This window comes from Luteimonas sp. MJ250 (genome assembly GCF_039548455.1).
In the GTDB taxonomy this organism is placed as follows: Bacteria; Pseudomonadota; Gammaproteobacteria; order Xanthomonadales; family Xanthomonadaceae; genus Luteimonas.
Map to the genome: position 1 here is coordinate 138,020 of NZ_JBCLVB010000011.1, position 24,392 is coordinate 162,411.

Sequence of the window (24,392 nt, forward strand, 5' to 3'; positions counted from 1 at the left end):
GGCTGCTGCAGGATTCAATACATCCGGAGGACGGCATGGGCGGTACTGGCAAGGACATCGATGTGGAGGCACGGGAAGACAGCGGCATCGTGCTGCGCGTCGTCTCGGGCCTGCATGCCGGCGCCGAGCGCGACCTTGCCGGCGGCGAGATGATCCTCATCGGCAGCGGCGACGACTGCGACATGATCCTGGCCGACGCCGGCGTTGCCGCGCACCACGCGCTGTTGAGTTTCGTCGACGGTCGCTTCTCGCTGCGCGCGCTGGACGCGCCGCTGCACGTGGGTGCGGCGATGGTCCATCCCGGTGATCCGGTCGAACTCGACCGCGTGCAGCGCGTGGGCATCGGTGAAGCCGCGATCGCCTTCGGTGCAGCCGACGATGGTGGCTGGGAGCGGCTGGTGCCCGGTGGACTGGGCCCGCGCGCGGCGCCGGAGCCCGCGGATCGTCCCTGGCTGCGCCGGCTTCCGGCGGTCGCGGCGGTCGCGGTGCTGTCGCTGGCGTCCCTGGCGATCTTCGCCACGGTGATGCCGCAGCGCCAGGAAGCGCCCGACCCGCGCGAACAGCTCCAGCGCCTGGTGCCCGAGTACGGCATCGATGGCGGGCAGGCCAGAACCGACCTGCAGGGCCGGATGGTGCTGACCGGCACGGTTCCCGATACCGCCACCCGCGAGCGCATCGCCCGGCGTATCGCCGACGACGGCATCGAGGCCAGGCTCGAGCTGCGCACCGGCGACGACATCGCCGGCGACGTCGCCGAGATCCTGCGCGGCCAGGGCATCACGGCGCACACCCGCTACCTGGGCAACGGTGATGTCGAAGTCAGGGGCGCGTTCGAAGACGAAGCAGCCCTGCAGGCCGCGTCCTTCTCGCGCGCGATGCGCGAGGTAAGCGGCGTGGTCCGGGTCATCCCGGTCAACGTGTCCGAGCGCGCCACGGCCAGCCGCCAGCCGGTGGTGCCGGCCAAGCCGGCGCGGATCCGGGTCGCGGCGATCGTGCGCGGCGACGAGCCGCACGTGGTGTCGGGCAAGGGCGACCGCTATCTGGTCGGCGCGGATCTGCCAGGCATCGGCACCCTGGTATCGATCACCGACAACAGCGCGCATGTGCTGCTCCCCGATGGCAACCTCGAACGGATCAAGGTCGAGGCTCCAAAGGAGGACGAGCGCGAGCCCGAGGATTTTTCAAATGTCCGCAGCGAGGCCACGCCACTGCGGATGTAACGCCCGTCGCGGGCCGGAAGCCCGCTGCGTCACCAGTCATACAACCGAAAGGGAAAGGAGAGAACCATGACCAATATCAGTGCAGGTGCGCCCGGTCTGGGCCAGTTCATTGCCGGGGCAGCCGCGAACGGCGGTGCCGGCATCCGCGGCGGTTCGTCCGCCGGTGACCGCGGCAGCTGGTACGAGGCGATGTCGCGTGCCTGGGGACAGACGCTCGATTCGCAGGCCTCGGTCATCACCGACATGTCGGCCAACATCAGCAGCGGCAGCGACCAGCCGTCGGACATGGTCCAGCTGACGGCTGCGAGCCTGAAGATGCAGTTCATGTCGAACAACGCCGCGACCTCGCAGAACAGCGTAGGCCAGGCGCTCGAGACGCTCGGCAAGCGCAACTAAGCGCGAAAGCGCGGGAGGACGACATGATCGAAGCCATCCAGGTGGCGGCCATGGACCCGGCCATGGCCGGCCAGGCCGGCATGCAGGGCGCCGGCGGGGCCGGCGGCCAGCAGGCCACGCCATACGACATCCGCGACTTCGCGGCATCGCTCGAACGCAGCGGCGGCGTTTCGCCGCAGCAGCAGGCGGCACCGGTGGATCTCACGCCGGCGGCGCCTTCCGAGGGCACGCGGGCGCTGATCGGGGCCATCAACAACCTCAACGCAGGGGCCGAGAACATCAATGCGCTGTCGCAGAGCATGAGCGGCAACATCGCCGAACTCACGCCGGGGCAAATGATGGAAATGACCATGAAGTGCCACCAGTTCCTGTTCCAGGCCGAGCTGACCTCGAACGTCGCGAACCGCACTTCGGACGGCATCTCGCAGCTGTTCCGGCAGCAGTCCTGACCGGGGGGAGCAGTCCATGAGGTTCCATCCACGGCTGCGGCCGCTGCGTGCGCTCCTGTTCGCACTGGCGGCGGCGGCACTGCTCGCCGCCTGCGGCGGCAAGCCGCTTTACAGCCAGCTCGACGAGGGCCAGGCCAACCAGATCATGGGCGTGCTGATCGCGGCGGGCATCGATGCCGACAAGAACCCGTCACCATCGAAGGTGGGCTGGGAAGTGCGCGTGGCGCCATCCGACTTCCCGTACGCGATGCAGCTGCTTGGCGCGCACGGCCTGCCGCGCGCGCAGTTCGCCAACACCTGCGACGTGTTCAAGAAGGAGGGCTTCGCGTCTTCGTCCACGGAGGAGCGTGGGCGCGAACAGTGCAGCCTGCAGCAGGAGCTGGCCGATACCCTCAGCCGCTTCCCGGGCGTGGTCGACGCGCGCGTGCACGTGACCCTGGCCGAGCGTGATCCGCTGGGCGGGTCCAGCCAGGATTCGTCGGCCTCGGTCGCGATCTTCGAACAGGCCGGCACCAGCGCCCGCGACCGCGAAGCCGACATCAAGCTGCTGATCAAGGATGCGGTGCCCGGACTGATCGACATCAACAAGGTGACGGTGAAATTCGCCGAAGCACCGCCGCTGCCGCCGAGCAGGCCGCAGGGTCCGGCGCTGTCCTCGATCAGCCCGCTTACGCTGGCAATCGCCGCCGGCGTGGTGCTCCTGCTGGGCCTGCTGGTTGCGTTCCGGGGCCGGATGCGTGCCGTGGCACAGCCGAAAAAGACGTCGGACCAGGTCTGGAACGGCTGAGGCATGTCGCTCCGCGCGCTGCTGTCGGAGGTCGATCCCGGGTGGCTTGAGCATGCCGGCACTCCGCTGGACCCGGCGTTGGCGGCGCGGGCAGGCAACTCGGCGCTGGGCCGGCGCCTGATCGGCGCATGGCTGGCCGAAGGGCCGGCGTCCTCGCTGCTGGCGCCCGATCCGGTGCGCGATCCCGGCGCCATCCGCCGCCGCTGGGCGCGTCCTCGACTGGACGCGCTGTGTCGCGACATCGGCATCCTGGCCCATGCGCCCCCGATCCGCGCCGAGGTCCGTCGGGAGCCGGTGCGACGGCTGAGGGCGGCGCTGGGCAACAGCTACATGCTGGCGCTGGACCGCAGTGTGTGGGACGGCGCGCTGCCGCCTGACCGGCAGCGGGCGCTGATTGCCGACTTTGACCAGGCCCTGGCTGCTGCCATGGCCAGCGATGACGCCGCGCCGCTGTTCGCGATATTCGACCGCCAGGGTCGATCCGAACTGCGCGCCTGGGCACGCCGCCGCGACCCGCCGCTGGCCGACTGGTGCCGCCTGCTGCATCCGCCCGATGACGACCTGCCCGCGCACCTGCCCGAGAAGCCGGTGCTGCGGGTCTATACCCACCATGAATCACGCGCTGCCTGACGGGCGCGCCGGAGTCCCATGAACGCCGAAGCCAGTTCCAACGCCATCCCGCCACGCACGCGACCCGCCGGGCCTGCGTCCGCAAGCGGCGGCGTGGCGGTGTTCGAGCAGCGCGCGTTCACGCGTTCGCTCGGAGCCAGCGTGGTTCCGGCCACCGCCTGGTCCACGCTGGCCGAGCTGGATGCGCTGCTTGAGCGCGTCAATCGCCTGTACGAGGAGGGTGTCGACGACATCGTGCGGGCCCGCGAGCAGGGCCACGCCGAAGGCTTTGCCGAGGGCCTGGCCGAGGCCAAGCTGCAGATGACCGAGCAGCTTGCATCGCTCAACGAACGCCGGGCGCGCGTGCTCGGCGATGCGGGCGGGCGCATCACCGAGCTGGCCTGTGCAATCGTCGACCGGATCGCACCCGGCTTCGACGCGCGCACGGTGGTGCCGCCGCTGGTCATGCAGGCGGTTGAAGCCGCGCAGGCCGAACAGTTCCTGCTCATCCGCGTGCATCCAAGCGTGCGGCAGGAAGTGACCGCGGGCCTGGGCGCGGTGCGCCAGGCGCACCCCGCGGTCGGGGTGATCGAGCTGGTCGACGACCCCAGCCTGGAACCGACAAGCTGCGTGGTGGTGTCGGAGGCCGGCGAAGTCCGCGCCGGCGTCGCCCAGCAGATCGAAGCCATCCGCACCGCGCTGGCCGGCAGCGCGGCGCAGCCGGGTCGGTCGGCATGAGCGCCACCGCGCCTGCGCCGTTCACCGGCATTGCCGGGGAACCGGATCCGCTGCTGCATGCGCTGGCGCGGGTACAGTCGATCGAGCGCGTGGGCCGCGTTGCCGAGGCCTATGGCACCCTGATCCGGGCCACCGGACTCAAGGCGTCGATCGGCGAGCTCTGCGAACTGCGCAACCCGCGTGGCGAGGGCGACGCGTCGTTCCGCCTGGCTGCCGAGGTGGTGGGCGTGTCGAAGCAGCTCACGCTGCTGACGCCGCTGGGTGCGCTCGACGGCATTTCGGCCACCACCGAGGTCTACGCCAGCGGTCGCCAGGCGGCGGTTCGCGTCGGCCCGGGGCTGCTCGGTCGCGTCCTCGATGCCCACGGCGAGCCCATCGACGACCTCGGGCCGGTTGGGCCCACGGTCGATGCGCCGATCTATGCCGCGTCGCCGAACCCGTTGGCACGCAAGCTGATCGAGCGCCCCTTCTCCACCGGGGTGCGCGCCATCGACGCCACCATGACCGCGGGCGAAGGCCAGCGCATCGGCATCTTCGCCGTGGCCGGCGGCGGCAAGAGCACGTTGCTGGGCATGCTCGCGCGCGGCGGCGACGCCGACGTCAACGTCATCGTCCTGGTCGGCGAGCGCGGGCGCGAGGTCAACGAATTCATCCACGACAACCTCGGCCCGGAGGGCCTGGCGAAGTCGGTGGTCGTGGTCGCGACCTCCGACCGGCCGGCGCTCGAGCGCAGCCGCGCGGCCTGGGTCGGTACCGCCATCGCCGAGCACTTCCGCGACCAGGGCAAGCGCGTGCTGCTGCTGGTCGATTCGGTCACCCGCTTCGCGCGCGCGCTGCGCGACGTTGGCCTCGCAGTCGGCGAGCCGCCGGCGCGGCGCGGCTTCCCGCCATCGGTGTTCAGCGCCCTGCCGCGCCTTTTCGAGCGCGCCGGCAACAACGACAAGGGTTCGATCACCGCGTTCTACACCGTGCTGGCCGAAGACGAGGACGGCGGCGATCCGATCGTCGAAGAAGTGCGCTCGATCCTCGACGGCCACATCGTGCTGTCGCGCAAGCTCGCCGCGGCCTACCACTACCCCGCCATCGACGTGCTGGTCAGCCTCAGCCGTACCATGCCGCGGGTGGTCGACCAGCCCCACCTGCGCGCCGCCGGCCAGCTGCGCAAGCTGCTGGCCAAGTACCAGGACATCGAGCTGCTGATCCAGCTCGGCGAATACAAGCGCGGCACCGATCCCGACGCGGACGCTGCGATCGAGAAGATCGGGCCGATCCGCAAGCTGCTGCAGCAGGCGTCGCAGGAGCTGGTGCCGTTCGAACAGTCGGCCGCGGCGATCCGGACGATGTTCCCGTGAAGCGCTATCCGCTGCAGACACTGGTCCGGCTGCGCGAACACCGCACCGAGGCCGCGCGCCAGCAGGTGCTCGAGCGCCAGCGCGAGGCACAGGCCTGCCGCGACGCCTGCCTGAAGGTCGAGGGCGAGATCATCGCGCTGGACTTCGAGCAGAAGCAGCATCGCGCGCGGATGCTCGACCCGCCGCCTCCGGGCGTGCCATGGCCGGGCGCCCTGGCCCAGCGCGAGGCGCACATCGACCTGCTGGGCGAACAGGCCGAGGCCGCGCGCCAGCGCCTGTTCAAGGCACAGGAAACCCTGCGCGCGGCCGAAGCCGCGGTCGCGGAAGCGCGCACTGCGTTCTTTCGCGCCCAGGCGCGGCTGGACGCGCTCCAGAAGCGCCGCGATGTCTGGCGCGGCGAACAATCGGTGCTGGAAGTGCGCGAGGAAGAAAACGCAGCGGAAGACCTGCTGCAGGCGCGCCACCTGGCCGGCGCCTGAGTGAAAGGAGAACCATGATGTCGATCGAACGCAGCAGCCAGAGTTCCGCCGCCGACGCCGCGCGTGCCCGCGAGGGCACGTCCGAGGCCCGCGAGCGGCCGCCGGCCAATCGCGAGCAGAGCGACCGCTTCCGCGATGCCTTGGACCAGGCCCGCCAAGGCGTGCAGCAGCAGTCGCAGCGCATGGGCGAAGCACAGATGGACGGAGCAGGTGACGCGGAAGGAGCGGAGCTGCACCGGTCGGCCACCCAAGACGCCGTGCATCGCGCCGGCGAGCGCGGACGGGGCGGCGAGGGTGGAGGACACGACGGAGGCGGCGCCGAGGCCGAGATGAAGCAACTCGATCCGGCGATGCTGTGGCAGGCGCAGCACGCGCTTCGCGGCGATGCGCCGGCAGCCATGCCGGCACCGGTGGGCGCAAGCAATGCCGTGCTCGAACTGATCGAACGCCACGTCCGCCAGCTTGCCGTGGGCGGCGGTGCCAACGACGCCCGCGGCGAGGGCCAGGTGCTGCTGCGCATGTCGGACGCCACGCTTCCCGGCACCGACCTGCTGCTGAGCCGCGAGGGCGACGGCTGGGTCCTTCGCGCCGACGTGCATTCGCGCGGCAGCTACGACGCGATCCAGGACGCGGCGGCGGAGCTGACGAGACGCTTTGCCGAGCGCAACCTCGGCACGCTGCGCGTGGACTCCCATTTCCACGGCTGAATGCGATGGAGGGCGCGTAATTCGCCTATGCCTGGCTGCGCCCCTTAGGGTCGAACCTAGCTGGTAACGCCATCCTGCCGATCGCGTAATGGCTCCAACGCGGTGCGTGCCGCATGACAGCAGGAGTTCTCCATGGTCGGTCCGGTCAGCAATGGCGGCGGTGGCAACACCGTTGGCGACCACACCAGCCCTTCGGGCTTCGACTACAGCCGGATCCAGGGCGTCCAGGGCAATGCCCACGTCACCCCTGCCTTCATCGCCGAAGTCGAAGCCATGGCACAGCGCCTGGGCACGCAGCCCGAATACCTGATGGCGGTGATGAGCTTCGAGACCGGGGGCAGCTTCCGCCCCGATGTGCGCAATGGCGCGGGCAGCGGTGCCACCGGTCTGATCCAGTTCATGCCGAACACGGCGAGCGAACTCGGCACCTCCACCGATGCGCTGGCCAGGATGAGCTCGGTCGACCAGCTGCAGTTCGTCGAGCGCTACTTCAACAACCGCTCCGATCCCGGCGATCTCAATACGCTTGAAGGCGTTTACACCACGGTGCTGTACGGCAGCCCGCGTCCGGATCCGGACTCGACGCTGTTCAGCCAGGGCACGGCCGCCTACCGCATGAATGCCCCGCTGGACACCAATGGCGATGGCCGCATCACCGCAGGCGAAGCAACATCGTTCGTACGCGCGCGCATCGACGGCGATGTGCCGCCCCCTTCGACCTCGCCCTCGCCGGCTCCCTCGCCCTCGCCCTCCCCGTCGCCTTCGCCCTCGCCGTCCGGCACCGTCACCGTCACCGTGCAAAGCGGCGACACGCTTTCCGGTATCGCCCAACGCAATGGCGTCGGGTTCGCTGCGCTGCTCTCCGCCAATCCGCAGATCCGCAACCCGGATCTGATCTATCCGGGGCAGACGGTGCACCTTCCGGGTGGGGGCGGCGGCGGCGGAGAAGTCACGGTGCGCAGTGGCGACACCCTGTCGGGCATCGCGTCCCGCAACAGCGTGACGCTGGGCGCACTGCTTTCGGCCAACCCGCAGATCGACAACCCCGATCTCATCCACCCCGGCCAGACCGTGCGCCTGCCAGGCGGCACCGCGGCGACCCATGACGTCACCGTGCGCAGTGGCGACACCCTGTCGGGCATTGCGTCCCGCAACGGCGTGTCGCTGGGTGCGCTGATCTCGGCCAATCCACAGATCGGAAACCCCAACCTGATCCATCCGGGGCAGACCGTGCATGTGCCGGGCGGCGGTGGCGGCAGCACTCCCGCTCCGTCGCCGGGGCCAGGTCCCGTGCCGGCACCTGCACCCGGTGGCGACGCGCATACCTATGCGCCGTACACCGTCTACAGCACCGGTCATTCCCCGGCGATCGCGGTGAACCATCCCGACCAGATGCAGCCACACCACGATTACCAGACCCAGGTGCGCGACGGGCAGACGCTGGAAGTGCGCGACATCGTCCTGCACCGGAACGGCCAGTCGCAGACCAGCCAGGCGATCCCGGCGCCGATCGAGGGCACCGTCGTGTCCGCAGGTCCGATGGGCAACGCCGGCAATGCCGTGGTGCTGCGCGGCGACCAGGGACAGCTGGTCTACATCTTCCACATGTCGAGCATCGACGTGAGCGCGGGGCAGCGCGTGGACTACGGCCAGGACCTGGGCAACCAGGGATCCACCGGCAACTCCACCGGCCCGCACATCCACATCGAAGCTTCGACCGCGACCATCGACCGATGGGTCCACGACCTCCTCGACGGCCAATTCGACGGTCGCCGCCAGTAGCGCTGCGGCTGCGGGCCGTGCTGGCGGCGGCGCTGCTTGTCGCTGGCCTCGCGCTGGCGGGCTGTGACCGTGACCAGCCCGGGGCGGATGCCATCCGCTTCACCGCCGGCGAGCGGCCGGCCGATGCGGCGCTGGCCGACGACATCGCACGCGGCCTGTCGACCGATGCCCGCGTGCTCGACTGCGAACAGGGCCTGGTCAACGGCCGCTCGGCGTTCACTCCGGACTGGGTGCGAGCGCACCGTCTGGATCTCGACGACGACGGCCGCGAAGACTGGGTGGTCGAGGGCCGCCACCGCTGCCTGGCCGGCCCCGATGGCGCGGACTGGTGGCTGTATGCCGAAGGCGACGCCGGCCGCCGCCTGCTGCTCGCGGCCGGAAGCGAACACGCGCTGGAGGTGCTGCCATCGCGCAGCCACGGCTTCAGGGATCTGCGACTGCTGGATGCGGGCGGCCGTGCCACCAGCATGCGTTACGACGGCGAGGCCTACGCGCCCGCCGCGCCGTCCGCCCCCTTGCCCTGAGCCCGGCGGGGTCGTACGCCCTGCCACTCCTCCCGCCGCAGCCGCATTCGCAGCGCCGTCCTGCCGAACTGCACGGTGCTGCCGTCGGGCTCGAATCCCAGGCGTGACAGCACCGGCGGAACCGACCGGTTGGCGGGGTCGTACAGCCCGAGCAGCGCCGGCAGCCCGAGCGTCGCAAAGGCGTGTTGGCACAGCGAAGCGGTGCCTTCCAGCACGTGCCCGCGCCCCCAGGTGCGCGGCAGCAGCCGGGCACCGAGCTCGACCTCATAGTCGGAGAACCGGGCCATCAGCGAGAAAAAGCCGACGAAACCCGCGGCGTCATCCGCGCGCCACAGGCCGAGTCCGGGCTTCTCCCGGTACACCTGGTGTGCGGTCTCGACCAGCGCGCAGGCCGAGGCGATGTCGTCCACCGGTGCGTCGAGCAGCGCGCGCGATACGCGGGGATCGCGCCCCAGGCGCTGCAGGTCGAAGACGTCGCCGTGGCGCAGGCCGCGCAGCACCATGCGCCGGGTACGCAGGAATTCATCGTCTGGTGCGTCTGCCATGGCTGGAGTATGTGACAGGCACCATCGATGCCGGACCGGGGCCAGCCCTAGGTGGGGTACGCACCAGCTAGGCGTGGCGGCGGGGGCGCGGAAACTGTAGGCCGTGCCCGGTCACCCGGGCCGCCAACACTCCCTGATAACGAGGACATGGATATGGGCAGTCAAATTGGATCAGTCGTCGGCAGCCTGGTCGGTACGTACTTCGGCGGTCCGCTCGGTGCGGCCATCGGCCAGCAGCTCGGGTCGTGGCTCGGCGGCGTGCTCGGCAGCGAGATGAGCGACGCGGTGGGCTTCAACCTGGATACCGTGTTCAACGCGGCCTACTCGAACGGCTTCGACCTCGGCCTCGGGAACAGTTGACGCATGTCCATGGACAGCGCACCCCCGAAGACCCGCGAGGAGCTGGTCGAACGCCTCGCCGACCTGCGCGGGCAGGGCATGCTCGACACCAGCGAGGAGTCACGCCTGCTCCAGCAGTTCGACGAAATGCTGCGCGATGTGAACGAGGAGAAGGCGCAGCTCAAGCCGGAGTACCAGCGCCGGGTTGATGCCGACGGACTCGACTCCGCGAACGAGTGGCTGCGCGAAGTGGCCACGGAGCTCGGGCGTCGTCACGGCGAAGCCACCCGTGCCATCACCGACCAGCTTCGGGTAGTGACCGGCTGAGCGTTGCGCAGGAACGACCGGGGATGGCGATTCCTAGGGTCGCCCCCAGTTGTCCACGCCGCCGGTCCGCGCGAAGCTGCAGTCATCACGCTTCAACCGACTCTTCGAACCAACGCAGGATCCGACCACGACCATGCATGGCCAACCGCCCCCGAGAAAGCTGTCCCGCCGAGCGTTGACGCCGGCTGAGCTGTTGGCCCGGAACGAAGGCCAGGCGGGCAGCGAGCGGACCGCGGTTGTCGATGCAGAAGGTGCGGACGCCGGGTCCATGGCAGGCCAGCAGGGGCTGCTGGACCAGTTCAAGGACATGCTGCAGCAGGAAGGCAGCCTGGGTTACGACGATCGGGATGAGCTGGCCCGCGTCTTCGAGCAGGCGCTGCAGGATTCCGCCTCGTCGTCCGCGTCGACTCTGGATGCGTTCGACTCGGCGACCTGGCGCGACACCGTCGATATGCTCCTGCAGGGCGGACTTGTCGAACAGGATGAAGCCGACCATCTGGTCCGCTCGCTCAACGATGCGCTGGCACCACTGCAGCGGCGGGAATCCCGGCTGGCGATGGAGTTCAGCCGGCGCGTCGAGGCCGAGGGCCAGGAAAAGGCGCTCGAGTGGTTTCGTGAAGCCAGCACGGCCGACCAGGAACCCGCCGTGGGCCAAAGCCCCGGCGCTGCCGCGCCGGATCGGACGATAGCGTCGCCACTTCGTGGCGACACCGTGAATTCAAGGTCGAGGCGTCTCCGTGGACCGCCGAAGCAGGGCTGGACCTGATCCACCCCTGCATTAGCCCAACCAAACAAAATTCCAACGGAGAACAACCATGACCGCAGTCGACCTCAATTCCTTTGTTGCCAATGCCACCACCATGCGCGAGGCCGAGGCCAAGCTCGCTTCCGCCCGCGGTGGCGGCTGGCTCATCGCCCTCGCCCAGGTGCTGGGCAAAATCGCCGACAACATGGGCGAGGCGATCGTCGCCAAGGCCAAGGAAATCGATACCGCCGGCCCCGACGCCGACAACATCAACGAGCTCAACGCCGAGCTGACGGCCATGAGCCAGGTCTTCAAGATGTTCATGGAAGCCGTGAGCACCGTGATCAAGACCATCGGTGAAGGCAACGCCTCGCTGGCCCGCAAGCAGTAAGCGGAAGCCATCGGCAAAAAGGACGCCCTGCTTCGGCAGGGCGTTTTTTTTTGTTCTTCTCCCGATTGAGGGAGAGGCGTACGGCCGGCCCCGGCAGAATGGCTGGCTGGTTCTTCTCGAGGCTCCGGGTGATGACGTGACAGTTGGGGCCGGGAGCAGCTCCGTTGGGATGCGCGCTGCCCGTCCCGCACACAGGGGGTGTGCTCCCCCGTCCTGTCCGCGTCCTGCTCCCAAGGCCGGCCGCCGGCCATCCAAGGCCGGCTGTACGCACACCCCCTGTGCACGGGACGGGCCGTGGAGCTTTTCTGCTTCGGGACGAAGATCAGGAGCGGGCGCGCTCGCGCTCATGGCGTAGCCGTGGCGTGCTGTGCCGCTTGATCCGGGACGATCCGCCGGGTTTCAACGTCGGCGTCGCCGCCTTCCTCACCCGACCGCGACAAAGGTCCGGGCCCGCCGTGGATGCAGGGGGGATGCCCAGAGCCGGCCATGGATGGCCGGCGGCCGGATCTGGGAGCAGGACGCGAATAATCCGGCTGGGCATCCCCCCTGCGTCCACGGCGGGCAGCGCGCACCCTCCCGAAGCAATCACCCGCCCCCTCAGTCGGGAGAAGAACCTTTTTGTACCGGCGATCCGTTGCAGGAGCAGGTGGTGCCCAGGCACGCGCCCGCTTCAGTCCCTGCAGACAGGCATCCTGCGCATCACGAGGGTGCCGCCGCCAGGATCGGGAACCGGCCGCACCTCGTACTCCACCTTCCTGCAGTCCTTCATGTCGGCGCGGCGCCCGCGGGTGGGTGACGCGAGTGCCGGTGCCGCGCCGGGCTGCGCGAGATCGTAGGTGAAACGCATCTGCGTTCCGCGCGGCAAGCCTCCCGCATTCGCTTCCAGCAGTTCGATGACGACGACCAGGTCGAACGACGAGGGCGACACGTCGCCGGTGATCGTGAATGCCTGCGGAGGCGCAACGCCGCCGCCGGTGATGCGCCCGTGTGGATCGATGTCGACACGGAGGTCACCCATGCCACCGCTCCAGCCGCCGTTCCCGGTCGCCTTGCCGTCGACTTCAAGTCCGGCGTCGCCGCGTGGATCCACGATCGCGCCGATGACGCTGAGCTGCGTGCCTCCGCTGCCGTCCGGAGTGAACCGAGCGGTGCCCTTGCCGTGTTCGTCGTAGGCGGTGCCGCCGGGCGGCGACACCAGGACTTCGACCCGGCCTTCGTACGGCGTCGCCGGAAACGGCAACCCGGGATCGCCACCACCGTGGCACGCGCCAGCGGCGAGAGCGAAGGCGAACGGCAGGCAGTTGGTCACAGGGCGCATTGCGTCTCGTCGGAAGATGCGGGCCAAGGGGTGCGGCCGCCGTGTCGGCAGCGGCCCCGGGTCAATCCTGGCGACGCGAACCCAGCCTTCTCGCGATCAGCCACGCCGCCGCGGCGATCAACAGGCCGAACAGCGCGAATCCGCCTGTGGATGCCCGCGCCGTAGTATCGCCCACCGCTCCTGTGCCCACTGGCAGCAACGCGATGATCGCGAACGCGACGCAGCCATAGGCGATGATCGCCAGCAGCCAGAACAGCCACTGCATCATCGCGTCACGCAGCTCGCGCTCCACGGCAGCCGGATCACGGTTGGCAGCAGCTGTATTGCCCTGTGCGCTGAAGGCCATGAGCAGCGTGGACAGCCCCCCGGGCAGCGCGTTCACCGCGCGGCGCAGGGCCCGGCGATGGGGGCCTTCACCGGTATAGGTCCCCGCAATGTCGGGGCGGGCGATGACCTGCCCGCGATCGGCCACTACCAGCGGGTTCCCGCTTCGCGCTTCGGCAGCCAGCACCTGGGTGGCAGCCGGTGCCGCGGGCACGGTGGCCACGGTGCTGCCGGCCGCCAGCGCGGCCGTGCTGGCAGGTGCTGCGGTCGTCGCGGTGCTGGCGGATGCCGCCGCGGTCAGGGTGCTGGCGGCGAGCGTCACTGGTGCGGCGGCAGCGCGCGGCAGCATTGCTGCCCGCTCACCCATGGCCGCGTCGGCACGCGGTGGCGCGACATCGGCGCGGGGCGGTGCCGGCGCTGCCGGCTCCGCGCGCGTGGCTGCCGCACCTGCAGCCGCCAGCGGCACGGCCTGGTGCGCAAGCTCCGCGCGTACTGGCCCCATGGGGACCTGTGCGTGCTGCGGCGCCGGTAGCTGGGTCTGCGCAGCCTGCATCAGGCCGGGGCCGGTATGGGTCGAGGCAGGGGCTTGCATCAATGCGACCAGGGGCGCGATGTGCGTCGCTCCGGATGCCATCTGGGTGCGTCCCGCGTGCTCCGGGTGCGCGGCGCTCATGGATTGTCCGAGGGGGAGGGTGGGCACCGCCAGCTGTGCTGCCTGGGAACTGGCCTGGCCCGGCACGTGGCCAGGTGGATGACCGGCTTGAAGGGGGGCCTGGCCCGGCATCGGGCGCGGAAGTCCAAGGACTTCCCTGATCAGGCCCTGGCCGGGGATGCCTTGGCCGGGATTGCCCTGGTGGCCAAAGCCGGGAATGCCCTGTCCGGGGTGGCCATGGCTTACATGACCGGGAATGCCCTGTCCGGGGTGGCCGCCTCCATTCCAGCCGGGAAGGGCCCGGCCAGCACCGCCTCCTGGACCGCCGCCGAGTCCCAGCGGGAAGCCGCCGCCGCCATTGCCGCCGTGGAGTCCGGTATGGCTGGTCAACCAGCTCAGGTTGTGGGCGCCGGGGAGGAGTCCGGGACCCTTGGCCAGCGCGTTGTGGAGCGGGTTGACGGGAAAGATGGGCATCGCGCGCCTCATACTGGGCAGAAGACGGCATCAGGTGCCGCGGATGGATCCGCCCCAGGTCACCTTAGTCCCGTGCGCGCGTGCCGACACCCTCGGGTGGACCCGAGGGTGTCCATGTCGGGATTGGCCGCATCGCAGGCAAAAAAACGGGAGACCCGAGGGGTCTCCCGTGAAGCCGGCCTGGGCCGGAGGACTATGTTGTGGCGAGGACAGCCTACTCCCAGCAACTTCCTGATGCAATGCCTGAGGTATAAGCTTCTAAGTCATTGAAACTGTTACCGGTCGATCCGGAGTGCTTCGCGCTTACGGGCGCGCCGTTCGGTCCGCGACTGCGTCCAGTCGTTGCCGAACGAGGCCGGCTCCCAAGCACCGTAGGTCGGATTGGGCAGCACCCACCAGCGGTCGCCGAACCAGTCGCTATGTTCGTCGTGCAGCGCGGCGTGCTGCTGCGGCGTGTTGGCGGCCGGCTGCACGAAGTCACCGATCTGGTCGCCGAACTGCATCAGGACCCGATGGTTGCGCCCCACCGCCTGGCGGCGGCAGGTCTTGCCGGAGCCGGCCTGCTCGCAGCCCGGGACCTGCATGCCAAGGCCGAGGAATACGTCTTCGCGCTGTACCGGCAGGCCTTCGCTGCGCAGATTGGCCAAGGTGGCTTCCGTGAGCGTGGCGCTGCGGTTGGAGATGTAGAACACGGTGATGCCCTTCGCTGCCGCAGCGCGGGTGAATGCGACCGCGCCGGGCACTGCGATCGCCCGGCGTTCCTCCACCCATGCGTCCCAGGCGGGATCGGCGAACTCGGTGCCGTCGACCACCAGGCGCGCCTGGTAGGCGGAGTTGTCGAGCACGGTCTCGTCGATGTCGAGGATCACCGCGGGCGCCAGCGCAGCGGCATTCCCGGCCGCGGCGCGTTCGGCGGGGACCAGCGCGTCCCAGGATGGATCCGCGAGTGCGGCGTCCAGGCGTTCGGTGGCGATTCGGAACATGGTTTCCGAGATCGCGCGGTACTCCATCGAGCGCTGCAGCCACAGCACCGCGTTGAGGTTGTCATCGGCCGGCGCCGCGTCGGGCGCAGGCATGGCCGAGGCAGCAGAGGGGCCGGATGCCGCGGGTGGCACGCCGGCGTCCTCGGGCAGCGGGACGTGCCGGCATGCGCCCAGCGCCAGGGCGATGGCAAGCACGACGACGGTGCGTGAGACGTTCAAGCGCGGCTGGAGACGCATGGATGACTCCGGATGCGGGACAGCCCCGGAGTTTATCCGAGCCCCCCACCCTCGACGCCCGCCCACCTGCAGGAGCAGCTATAGCTGCTTCTACAGGAAGCGGGACAGCGGGTCGCAGATAAAAGGTTCATCTCCCGATTGAGGGGGGGCGGGTGATGCTCCGGGAGGGGTGCGCGCTGCCCCCCCTGCCTCCACGGCGGGCCCGGACCTTTTGCGCGGTGGTGGACGCAGGCAACGTCGACGCAGATGTCGCAACCGGGCGGATCGTCGCCGGATCAAGCGGCACAGCCACGCCACACCACGTCCAGGAGCGCGAGCGCGACGCTCTTGATCTTCGTCCCGAAGCAGAAAAACGCCACGGCCCGTCCCGTGCACAGGGGGTGTGCGTACAGCCGGCCATGGATGGCCGGCGGCCGGCCTTGGGAGCAGGACGCGGACAGGCCGGGGGAGCACACCCCCTGTGTGCGGGACGGGCAGCGCGGACCAGGACGGAGCAGCTCCCGACGCAACAACGCTCCAACTTGCACGTCATCACCGCAGAGCCTCGACAAGAACCAGCCACTCCGCCGGGCCGGCCGTACGTCTCTGCCTCAATCGGCAGAAGAACCAGATAAAAGGGGGGTAGAGGGGAGGCTCAGCCTTCCAGCAGCGCCTTGATCGCAGCGAAGCCGACGTCGGCGCGCTCCTTCTTCCTTGCCGCGTCGACCACCGGGTCGGCGCCGTCGCGCTGCAGCTCGGCGGCCGGCAGTTCGTCGAGGAAGCGGCTGGGCACCAGGCGCAGGCGCTCGCCCCAGCGCTGCGCCTCGCGCGCATACGACAGCCACAGCTGTTCCTTGGCACGCGTGATGCCCACGTACAGCAGCCGGCGCTCTTCGTCGATACGGCCCTCGTCGACGCTGGCTTCGTGCGGCAGGGTGTCGTCGTCGACACCGACGATGAAGACATAGCGGAACTCGAGGCCCTTGGCCGCGTGCAGGCTCATCAGCCGCACCTGGTTGCCGGCGTCGCCCTTGTCGGCATGGCTGAGCAGCGCCAGCGACGCCGCCAGCTCGCCCGGCCCGGCGCCGCCGCGGGCGCCGTCGAACCAATCGGCAAGTTCATCGAGGTTGCCCCGGCGGATACGGAACATCTCCTCGGTCTTGCACTGCGCGCGCAGGGCGGCCAGCAGGCCCGAGCGTTCGTTGAGCGCACGCACCAGCTCCGCCGGCGTCAGCCGCGCGGCGTCGGCACGCAGGCCGCGGACCACGTCGGCGAAGCCCGACAGCGCGCTTGCCGCACGCGGCGCCAGCTGCTTGAGCATGCCGACCGATTCGATCGCGCGCGACATCGGCATGCCGGCGTTGCGCGACAGCTCGGCAAGCTTCGCCAGCGTGGTCGCGCCAACGCCGCGCCCGGGCGACTGCACCGACCGCAGGAAGGCGGAATCGTCGTCCGGGTTGGCCAGCATGCGCAGCCAGGCCAGCGCGTCCTTGACCTCGCCCCGGTCCAGGAACGCCGTGCCGCCGGTCAGGTGGTAGGGCACGCGCAGCATCTGCAGCGCCTTTTCCAGCGCGCGCGACTGGAATTTGCCGCGGAACAGGATGCAGAACTCGCTCCACTCGACCTGGCGCGCGGCCTGGATGAACTGGATTTCCGCGGCCACGCGCTCGGCTTCGTGCGCGGCGTCGCGGCACTCCAGGATCCGGATGCGTTCGCCGTCGGCCTGCGCGCTCCACAGCGTCTTCAGGTGTTCGTGCGGATTGTTGGCGATCAGCGCGTTGGCCGCGCGCAGCACGCGGTTGGAGCAGCGGTAGTTCTGCTCCAGCTTGATGACCTTCAGCGCCGGATAGTCGCGCGCCATCTGCGAAAGATTCTCCGGGTTCGCCCCGCGCCATGCATAGATCGACTGGTCGTCGTCACCCACGCAGGTGAAGTTGCCCTTGTCGCCCGCCAGCGCCTTGAGCAGCCGGTACTGGGCGTCGTTGGTGTCCTGGCATTCGTCCACCAGCAGGTAGCCGATGCGCTCGCGCCAGCCCAGCGCGCAGTCGGCGTCGTTTTCAAGCAGCTGCACCGGCAGCCGGATGAGGTCGTCGAAATCGACCGCGTTGAAGGCCGCAAGGCGCGCCTGGTAGAGCTCGTAGATCATCGCCGCGTCGTGCTCGGGCGTGGAGCGCGCAAGCGCACGCGCCTGCTCGGGCGAGTGGCCGCCGTTCTTGGCACGCGACACCAGGCCCTGCATCGCCTGGATGGCATCGGGCTTGGCCCCCGGCATCAGGTCCTTGAACTGGGCCAGTGAGTCGTCGGAATCGAAGATCGAGAAGCCGCGGCGCAGGCCGGCGCGCTCGTGCTCGACCTGCAGCATGCGCAGTCCGAGCGCATGGAAGGTGCAGATGGTCAGGCCTTCGCTGGCGTCACCGCGGATGCGCCGCGCCACGCGCTCGCGCATCTCCTTCGCCGACTTGTTGGTGAAGGTGATCGCGGCGATGCGCTTGGCGGGATAGCGCCCGGAATCGATCAGGTGCGCGATCTTCTCCACGATCACCCGGGTCTTGCCGCTGCCGGCGCCGGCAAGCACGAGCAGCGGGCCTTCGACGTGTGCGACGGCCGCGGATTGCTGGGGGTTGAGGCCGTGCATGGGGACTCCGGGGACGGCCGCGGATTGTATCAACGGCGGCGGTCCGGGCCGAACGCGCGGGCCGCGCGCCCCCGTCGCGCTGCGCCTCGCGCTGCCGCTAGACTTCCCCGATGGCCAAGCTCTATTTCTACTATTCGGCGATGAACGCCGGGAAGACCACCACCCTGCTGCAGTCCGCGCACAACTACCGCGAGCGCGGGATGCGGGTGCTGATCCTCGCCCCGGGGCTGGACGATCGCGCCGGCAGCGGCACGGTGGCCTCGCGGATCGGGCTGCAGGCCGAGGCCCGGGCCTTCGGCCGCGGCGACGACCTCCAGGCGCTGGTGCAGGCCGATATCACCGCGCACGGCCGGCTGCACTGCGTGCTGGTGGACGAGGCGCAGTTCCTGACCCGTCCGCAGGCCTGGCAGCTCTCCGAGGTGGTCGATGCGCTGGGCGTGCCGGTGCTGTGCTATGGCCTGCGCACGGACTTCCGCGGCGAGCTGTTCGAAGGCAGCCAGCACCTGCTGGCCTGGGCCGACGAGATCCAGGAGATCAAGACCATCTGCCACAGCGGCAGCAAGGCGACGATGACCGTGCGCGTCGACGGCCAGGGGCGCGCAGTCCAGGACGGACCGCAGGTCGAGATCGGCGGCAACGAGCGCTACGTCTCGGTCAGCCGCGCCGAATTCAAGCGCATCGTGCGCGGCGAGGGGCGCATCGAACCCTCGCAGCCGTCGCTGCCCCTGGCCTGATTCAGGCCGGCGGGAGAGACGGTGGCGTGTCGCACCGCTGCCGCCAGTAAAGCAGCTCCCGCGTCACGGCGCCGCCTTCCGGGCGCGCCATCGCCACCATCTGTTCGAGTGCGGTGAATACCGCCAGCGACTCCTCGCGACGCGGCCCGTGGCAGCGCAGTGCCGCCGCCGTGGCCCGCGCGCGCCAGGCGATCTTGCGCAGCTCGGTATCGCTCTCCGGCAGGGTGGCGAGATGGTCGAGCCGGGCCAGGGCGCCCTCGGTGCCCAGCTCGGCTTCCAGCTGCGCCAAGGCCAGCTCGGCGCGCCGGGCCACGGGGCGAGCAGCGCCGTAGGCCGCGCTGGTCAGGGCCACGGCGCGGCGCAGCGCCGCGAGCCCATCGCGCGTCAGGCCCCGCGCGGCGTCGACTTCGCCGGCCAGCTGCAGGGTGGTGCCCACCAGGCCGTGGTCGCTGCCGAAGCGTTCGCGACGCAGGCGCAGCGACTCTTCCAGCAGTTCGGCCGCGCGCGCCTGGTCGCCGGTTTCGTGCAGTACCAGCGCCTGGTTGAACAGGCCGCTGGCCAGCATCGCGTCGTTGCCGAGCTGACGCCAGGTCGCATTCGCCCGCTCCAGGCCGGCGAGCGCCTGGTCGAAATCGCCGCGCTCCCAGGCCACGATCGCCAAGCTGTTCTGGTTGCGGGCCACGTCGCCATGCCCCGGGCCCAGTCGGGAGACCAGCCAGGCGTGCGCATCGAGGAAGATCGCCTCGGCCTCTCCCAGGCGGCCCTTGTCGACCAGCAGCGCGGCCAGCTGGCGGCGTGCATCGACGGTCTCGCGGTGCTGCGGCCCCCGGATATCCAGCGCAAGTTTCAGGGCCTCGCGGCAGTCGGCTTCGGCCGCATGCAGATCGCCCAGCTCGCGCTGCAGGGAGCAGGTCGAACGCAGGATGCCGATCGCGAGGGGATGCCGGGTGCCGAGGCGGTCGTGCAGCAGGCCCAGCGCAGCGCGCTGTTCGCGCAGGGCCAGCGCACTGTCGCCCGCGGCCGCGCGCAGGATCGCGAGCTCGTGGAGACTCTCGACCACGCCGGCATCCTGCAGCGGATCACCCCGGCGGATCGCGAGTGCGCGCTGGAAGCCGGCGCGCGCCGCGACCAGGTCGCCGCTGTCGCGCTGGCAGCGTGCCTTCTGGGCATGGAAGTCGGCGGCCAGCTGCGGCAGTCGTTCCTGTTCGCGCAGGGCGAGGGCCTGCAGCGGCTGCATCACCGAGCGGCAGGCCCCCGGGTCGCCAAGCAGGCGGCGGATGCGGCCCATGTCGGTGGCGGCCTGCAGGGTCAGGCCGGGCGGCGGGTGTTCGATGCCGGCGATGATCGCCGCCTGGCGCTGCTGGAGTTCGAGGGCCTGGGTGTAGTCGCCCAGGCCCGAGCGCAGCCGGGCGATCACGCCCAGCAGTTCGGCCAGGGCCAGCGGCTGCTGTGCGAGTTCGAGCTCGCCGCGGCGCACGCCGTCTTCCAGCAGTCGCTGCACGTCGATATGGGCGCCGCCGCGGGTGCTGCCGGCGTTCTCGAACAGCCCGACCATGAAGCTCTGCAGCGCGCGCGCGCGCGCGGCCTGCTGCACCGCCTGCTGTGCCTGCCAGGCCACCATCGCCAGCGCCGCCACCAGCACCGCCGCGGTCGCAGCCCCGGTCACCAGCGCCCAGCGGTGGCGGCCGAGGTATTTGCGCGCCCGGTAAGCCACGCTCTGCGGGCGTGCGCGCACCGGCTTGCCGTCGAGGTGGCGGCGGATGTCCTGGGCAAGGGCCTCGACCGAGGGATAGCGGTGCTCGGGCTGCTTGGACAGCGCCTTCAGCACGATGTTGTCGAGGTCGCCGGCGATGCGGCGGGCGTCGCGGCGCGCCTGCGCACGGGACTGCGGTGTGGCGGATTCGCCGCCGGCACCCTGCTGCAGCGCGAGCGAAGGCCGCGGCGGATCGGCGCTGAGGATCGCCTCCTCCCATTCCGCGTCGCTCTTGCGCTTGAGCCGGTAGGGCTTGCAGCCCGACAGCATTTCGTACAGCACCACGCCCATCGAGTAGACGTCGGTCATGGTGGTGACCGGCTCGCCGCGTATCTGCTCCGGGGCCGCGTAGTGCAGGGTGAAGGCGCGCACACCGGTGCGCGTGCCCTCGGCCCCGACGTCGGGGGTGTCGAGCAGCTTGGCGATGCCGAAGTCGAGCAGGCGCACCTCGTCGAGCGGCGTCACCAGGATGTTCGAGGGCTTCAGGTCGCGGTGGACGATCAGGTTGGCGTGCGCATGGCTGACCGCCTCGCAGACCTGCAGGAACAGGCGCAGGCGGGCCTCCACGGTCGGCGCGCGCAGGCGGCACCAGTCGGTGATCGGCTCGCCGTCGACGTAGTCCAGCGCAAGATAGGGCTGCTGGTCGGCGCTGATGCCGGCGTCCAGCAGGCGCGCGATGTGCGCGTGTCCCAGGCGGGCCAGGATCTGCCGCTCGCGGGTGAAGCGCAGGCGCAGGTTCGGGTCGGCCAGCCCCGGCCGCAGCAGCTTCAGCGCCACCCGCCGCTGGTAGAGGCCGTCGGCGCGGCTGGCCAGCCAGACCTGGCCCATGCCGCCTTCGCCGAGCATGCGCTCCAGCCGATAGGGGCCGATGACCGCGCCGGTACGCGCCAGCGGCAGCTGCGAAACCACGGGTTCGGACAGGAAATCGTCCTGGCCCTCTTCAAGTGCCAGCAGGCCTTCCAGGTCGTCCGCCAGCGCCGGATCATCCTCGCGAAGCGAAGCCAGGCTCTGCGCGCGCGCCCCGGGCTCGAGCTCGAGCAGGGCGTCGAGCAGCGGGGACAGGCGTTGCCAGCGGTCGGGATCCATCAGCCGCGCGCGTGCCCGCCGGGCGCCCCGTCAGTCGGCTTTCAGCGAAGCCAGCAGGTACAGCCTCGCCTTCTGCCAGTCGCGGCGGATGCTGCGCTCGGAGCGCTCCAGCAGCTCGGCGATCTCGACTTCCGAGAGCCCGGCGAAGTAGCGCAGTTCGACCACGTGGGCGAGCCGCTGGTCGACCGCGGCCAGGCGGGTGAGCGCGGTGTCCAGGGCGAGCATGTCCTCGTCCAGGCGCAGGCCGCCTTCGAGGTCTTCCGGAAGATCGGTGACCCGGTGCAGGTCGCCGCCGCGCTTCTGCGCCATGCGCTGGCGGGCGTAGTCGACCACCACGCTGCGCATCGCCGAGGCGGCGTAGGCGAAGAAATGCGCGCGGTCGTCGAACTGCGCCTCGCGGCGCCCGATCAGCTTGAGATAGGCCTCGTGCACCAGAGCGGTGGCGTCGAGCGTCTGCCCGTACTGCCCGGCCAGCTGGCGCCGCGCCATGCTGTGCAGCTCCTGGTAGAGCGTGGCCAGCACGTTGTCGAGGGCAGCGCGGTCGCCGCCGCGGGCGGCATCGAGCAACAGCGTGATGTCTGCAGAGTCGACCATGGCACCTCCCCGGGACACCCGATCATAGCGCCTGCGCTCAGCGCTGGCAGGTTCCGCACCAGACCGTGGCGCGCTGCGCCAGCATCGCCTGCCTCAGCCGGAGACCGCAGCGTGGGCAGGGTTGGCCTCCGCGGCCGTAGACCGACAGCTCCTGCTCGAAGTAGCCGGGGGCGCCGTCGGGCGAGATGAAATCGCGCAGGGTGGTGCCGCCACGGACAATGGCGCGCGACAGCACCGCGCGGATTTCAGTGGCGATGCCGGCATAGCGCTCCCGCGATATGCGGCCGGCCGCGCGCAGCGGCGACACCCCGGCGGCGAACAGCGCCTCGGCGACATAGATGTTGCCCACGCCCACCACCACGCGCTGGTCCATCAGGAATGCCTTCACCGGCGCCCGGCGGCCGCGGCTGCGGGCGAACAGGTAGTCGCCATCGAAGCCCTCGCCCAGCGGCTCGGGTCCGAGCGCGGCAAGCAGCGGGTGCACTTCCCCGGGCGGCTGCCAGAGCAGGCAGCCGAAGCGGCGCGGATCGGTGAGGCGCAGCACGCGGGCGGCGCCCTGGGGGTCGGCCAGGGCGATGTCGACGTGGTCGTGCAGCGCGGCCGGCGTGTCGGCAGGCAGCACCCGCAGGCTGCCCGACATCCCGAGGTGAAGCAGGGCGCTGCCGGCGGCGGTGTCGAGCAGCAGGTACTTGGCGCGCCGGCGCACGGCGTCGATGCGCTGGCCGGGGAGCCGCTCGCCGACCTCGGGTGGAATCGGCCAGCGCAGGTCGGGTCGGCGCAGCAGCACGCGCTGCACGCGCGCGCCCTCCAGGTGCGGCGCCAGGCCGCGGCGGGTGGTCTCGACTTCGGGCAGTTCGGGCATGGCGGCAGCGTGGGGGCGCCCGGGTTCCCGCGCAAGACGGACCCCGCTGGCGAACGTGAAGCGGAGATGGGCCATACGCCATCGCAGGGTGGCAATCGACCCGCGCAGCTCCCATGATTGGAGGCGAACTCCTCCTCCCGAATACTCCCACGCCATGCCTGCTTCCCTGCTCGACTTCCTTGCCGGTGGCCTCGTCCAGTCCGGTTTCTGGGGCCTCTTCGCGTTCTTCCTCGTCGTCACCCAGCTGACCATCTTCACGGTCACGCTGTACCTGCATCGCAGCCAGACCCACCGCGGCGTCGACTTCCATCCGGTGCTGGCGCATTTCTTCAGGTTCTGGGGCTGGCTGACCACCTCGATGATCACCAAGGAATGGGTGGCCATCCATCGCAAGCACCATGCGCGCTGCGAGACCGAGGAAGACCCGCACAGCCCCATGCACAAGGGCATCAAGGAAGTGTTCTGGAAGGGCGCCGAGCTCTACCGCGAGGCGCGGACGCATCGCGCCGACATGGAGCAGTACGGCCGCGGCACGCCGGACGACTGGATCGAGCGCAAGCTCTACACCCCGCACGCCACCATGGGCCCGGTGTTGATGCTGGCCGTCAACGCCACCCTGTTCGGTGCCGCCGGCGTCGCGATCTGGGCGATCCAGATGCTGTGGATCCCGTTCTGGGCCGCCGGCGTGGTCAACGGCCTCGGCCACTGGTGGGGCTACCGCAACTTCGAGACCACCGATACGGCCACCAACCTCAGCCCCTGGGCGGTATGGATCGGCGGTGAGGAGCTGCACAACAACCACCATGCCTTCCCGAGCTCGGCCAAGTTCGCCCTGCGCCGCTGGGAGTTCGACATCGGCTGGGCCGTGATCAAGGGCCTGCAGGCGCTGGGCCTGGCCAAGGTGCTGCGCGTGGCGCCTTCGCTCGACGTGCGCCCGAACATCAACGTGCCCGATTCCGACACCCTCAAGGCGCTGCTGGCGCTGCGCTTCCAGGCCATGACCGACTACCAGCGGCGCGTGCTCAAGCCCGCGCTGCGCGAGGAAGCCGCCGCGGCCGGGGCGAAGCTGCGCGCGCTGCTGCCGCGCAAGCTGCGCCGCGGGCTGGTGGACGACGGCCGCTGGCTGCAGCCCGAGGCCCGCGCGGAGCTCAATGACTGGGTTGAACAGCGCCCGCGCATCCGCACCCTGGTCGACTACCGCGCCCGTCTGGCGGCCGTGCTTGAAGCGCGCAGCCAGAACGCCGCCGAGTCGCTGGCCCACCTGCAGGCCTGGTGCCACGAGGCCGAGGCCAGTGGTATCCGCGCGCTGCAGGACTATGCCGCGCGGCTGAAGGGCTACTCGCTGCAGCCCGCGCGCGCCTGAGGCAGGGC

25 protein-coding genes are annotated in these 24,392 nt (G+C 70.3%); 17 read left to right on the top strand and 8 right to left on the bottom strand.

Annotated features, from left to right (window positions below; genetic code table 11):
* The first annotated feature begins 35 nt into the window (after positions 1-35).
* From WCE37_RS07300 to WCE37_RS07350, 11 genes are all read left to right on the top strand, one after another.
* The gene (locus tag WCE37_RS07300; protein WP_343278766.1) at positions 36-1,220 is read left to right on the top strand and encodes an FHA domain-containing protein; all 1,185 of its coding nucleotides are present in this window, start codon (positions 36-38) and stop codon (positions 1,218-1,220) included.
* 66 nt (positions 1,221-1,286) lie between these two features.
* The gene (locus WCE37_RS07305) at positions 1,287-1,616 is read left to right on the top strand and encodes a hypothetical protein (RefSeq protein ID WP_343254466.1); all 330 of its coding nucleotides are present in this window, start codon (positions 1,287-1,289) and stop codon (positions 1,614-1,616) included.
* 23 nt (positions 1,617-1,639) lie between these two features.
* A complete protein-coding gene (locus tag WCE37_RS07310; protein ID WP_343254465.1) occupies positions 1,640-2,065 on the top strand; it encodes a hypothetical protein in 426 nt (141 codons plus the stop codon).
* 16 nt (positions 2,066-2,081) lie between these two features.
* Positions 2,082-2,852: a hypothetical protein gene (locus tag WCE37_RS07315; protein WP_343254464.1), complete on the top strand. Its 771-nt coding sequence runs from the start codon at positions 2,082-2,084 to the stop codon at positions 2,850-2,852.
* 3 nt (positions 2,853-2,855) lie between these two features.
* Complete coding sequence (locus tag WCE37_RS07320) at positions 2,856-3,482, top strand: hypothetical protein (protein WP_343278767.1); 627 nt, start codon at positions 2,856-2,858, stop codon at positions 3,480-3,482.
* A gap of 18 nt (positions 3,483-3,500) precedes the next feature.
* Entirely contained in the window at positions 3,501-4,199 is a 699-nt protein-coding gene (locus WCE37_RS07325) for a FliH/SctL family protein (protein ID WP_343278768.1), read from the top strand.
* Positions 4,196-5,551 (top strand): FliI/YscN family ATPase, encoded by a 1,356-nt coding sequence (locus WCE37_RS07330; protein WP_343278769.1) that lies wholly within the window; start codon positions 4,196-4,198, stop codon positions 5,549-5,551. Before WCE37_RS07325 ends, WCE37_RS07330 begins: the two co-directional genes overlap by 4 nt.
* Positions 5,548-6,030, top strand: coding sequence for a hypothetical protein (locus WCE37_RS07335; RefSeq protein ID WP_343278770.1), 483 nt, complete (start codon positions 5,548-5,550; stop codon positions 6,028-6,030). The genes WCE37_RS07330 and WCE37_RS07335 overlap by 4 nt, the downstream gene beginning before the upstream one ends.
* Positions 6,031-6,047: 17 nt before the next feature.
* Complete coding sequence (locus tag WCE37_RS07340; RefSeq protein ID WP_343278771.1) at positions 6,048-6,737, top strand: hypothetical protein; 690 nt, start codon at positions 6,048-6,050, stop codon at positions 6,735-6,737.
* Between the two features lie 132 nt (positions 6,738-6,869).
* Positions 6,870-8,519 (top strand): LysM peptidoglycan-binding domain-containing protein, encoded by a 1,650-nt coding sequence (locus WCE37_RS07345; RefSeq protein WP_343278772.1) that lies wholly within the window; start codon positions 6,870-6,872, stop codon positions 8,517-8,519.
* 17 nt (positions 8,520-8,536) lie between these two features.
* On the top strand, positions 8,537-9,043 hold the full coding sequence (locus tag WCE37_RS07350) for a hypothetical protein (RefSeq protein ID WP_343278773.1): 507 nt from the start codon (positions 8,537-8,539) through the stop codon (positions 9,041-9,043).
* Here WCE37_RS07350 and WCE37_RS07355 read toward each other — a convergent pair.
* Positions 9,007-9,588: a GNAT family N-acetyltransferase gene (locus WCE37_RS07355; RefSeq protein ID WP_343278774.1), complete on the bottom strand. Its 582-nt coding sequence runs from the start codon at positions 9,586-9,588 to the stop codon at positions 9,007-9,009. The two genes, WCE37_RS07350 and WCE37_RS07355, sit on opposite strands and share 37 nt — an antisense overlap.
* Before the next feature lie 153 nt (positions 9,589-9,741).
* Here WCE37_RS07355 and WCE37_RS07360 point away from each other — a divergent pair, with 153 nt between their 5' ends.
* Genes WCE37_RS07360 through WCE37_RS07375 form a run of 4 tightly spaced genes read left to right on the top strand, consistent with a single transcriptional unit; the run spans position 9,742 to position 11,390 of the window.
* Positions 9,742-9,948: a glycine zipper domain-containing protein gene (locus WCE37_RS07360; RefSeq protein ID WP_343278776.1), complete on the top strand. Its 207-nt coding sequence runs from the start codon at positions 9,742-9,744 to the stop codon at positions 9,946-9,948.
* Positions 9,949-9,951: 3 nt separating this feature from the next.
* Complete coding sequence (locus WCE37_RS07365; protein ID WP_343278778.1) at positions 9,952-10,254, top strand: hypothetical protein; 303 nt, start codon at positions 9,952-9,954, stop codon at positions 10,252-10,254.
* Between the two features lie 49 nt (positions 10,255-10,303).
* Positions 10,304-11,020 (top strand): hypothetical protein, encoded by a 717-nt coding sequence (locus WCE37_RS07370; protein ID WP_343278779.1) that lies wholly within the window; start codon positions 10,304-10,306, stop codon positions 11,018-11,020.
* A gap of 49 nt (positions 11,021-11,069) precedes the next feature.
* Positions 11,070-11,390, top strand: a complete 321-nt coding sequence (locus WCE37_RS07375) for a hypothetical protein (RefSeq protein WP_343276383.1) — start codon at positions 11,070-11,072, stop codon at positions 11,388-11,390.
* A 670-nt stretch (positions 11,391-12,060) separates the two neighbouring features.
* On the opposite strand, the gene WCE37_RS07380 is transcribed toward WCE37_RS07375, so the two are convergent.
* The 4 genes from WCE37_RS07380 to WCE37_RS07395 form a co-directional block, all read right to left on the bottom strand.
* Positions 12,061-12,708 (bottom strand): hypothetical protein, encoded by a 648-nt coding sequence (locus tag WCE37_RS07380; protein ID WP_343278780.1) that lies wholly within the window; start codon positions 12,706-12,708, stop codon positions 12,061-12,063.
* 61 nt (positions 12,709-12,769) lie between these two features.
* Positions 12,770-14,158, bottom strand: coding sequence for a hypothetical protein (locus WCE37_RS07385; protein WP_343278781.1), 1,389 nt, complete (start codon positions 14,156-14,158; stop codon positions 12,770-12,772).
* Between the two features lie 275 nt (positions 14,159-14,433).
* Positions 14,434-15,378 (bottom strand): HAD family acid phosphatase, encoded by a 945-nt coding sequence (locus tag WCE37_RS07390; protein WP_343278782.1) that lies wholly within the window; start codon positions 15,376-15,378, stop codon positions 14,434-14,436.
* A 634-nt stretch (positions 15,379-16,012) separates the two neighbouring features.
* A complete protein-coding gene (locus WCE37_RS07395; RefSeq protein ID WP_343278783.1) occupies positions 16,013-17,992 on the bottom strand; it encodes a UvrD-helicase domain-containing protein in 1,980 nt (659 codons plus the stop codon).
* A 110-nt stretch (positions 17,993-18,102) separates the two neighbouring features.
* Between WCE37_RS07395 and WCE37_RS07400 the strand changes: the two genes are divergently transcribed.
* Positions 18,103-18,726, top strand: coding sequence for a thymidine kinase (locus tag WCE37_RS07400; RefSeq protein ID WP_343278784.1), 624 nt, complete (start codon positions 18,103-18,105; stop codon positions 18,724-18,726).
* A gap of 1 nt (position 18,727) precedes the next feature.
* Here the strand turns inward: WCE37_RS07400 and WCE37_RS07405 are convergent, their stop codons facing one another.
* From WCE37_RS07405 to mutM, 3 genes are read right to left on the bottom strand one after another with little or no spacing between them, the layout of a single operon-like run.
* Positions 18,728-21,565 carry a protein kinase gene (locus WCE37_RS07405; protein WP_343278785.1) on the bottom strand — a complete coding sequence of 946 codons (2,838 nt, stop codon included), beginning with the start codon at positions 21,563-21,565 and terminating at the stop codon, positions 18,728-18,730.
* Between the two features lie 30 nt (positions 21,566-21,595).
* Positions 21,596-22,159 (bottom strand): ECF-type sigma factor, encoded by a 564-nt coding sequence (locus WCE37_RS07410; protein WP_343255549.1) that lies wholly within the window; start codon positions 22,157-22,159, stop codon positions 21,596-21,598.
* Positions 22,160-22,196: 37 nt separating this feature from the next.
* Complete coding sequence (gene mutM / locus WCE37_RS07415; RefSeq protein ID WP_343278786.1) at positions 22,197-23,021, bottom strand: bifunctional DNA-formamidopyrimidine glycosylase/DNA-(apurinic or apyrimidinic site) lyase; 825 nt, start codon at positions 23,019-23,021, stop codon at positions 22,197-22,199.
* Positions 23,022-23,175: 154 nt separating this feature from the next.
* On the opposite strand from mutM, the gene WCE37_RS07420 reads away from it, so the two are divergent.
* Positions 23,176-24,384 (top strand): fatty acid desaturase, encoded by a 1,209-nt coding sequence (locus WCE37_RS07420; RefSeq protein WP_343276394.1) that lies wholly within the window; start codon positions 23,176-23,178, stop codon positions 24,382-24,384.
* Positions 24,385-24,392: the final 8 nt, after the last annotated feature.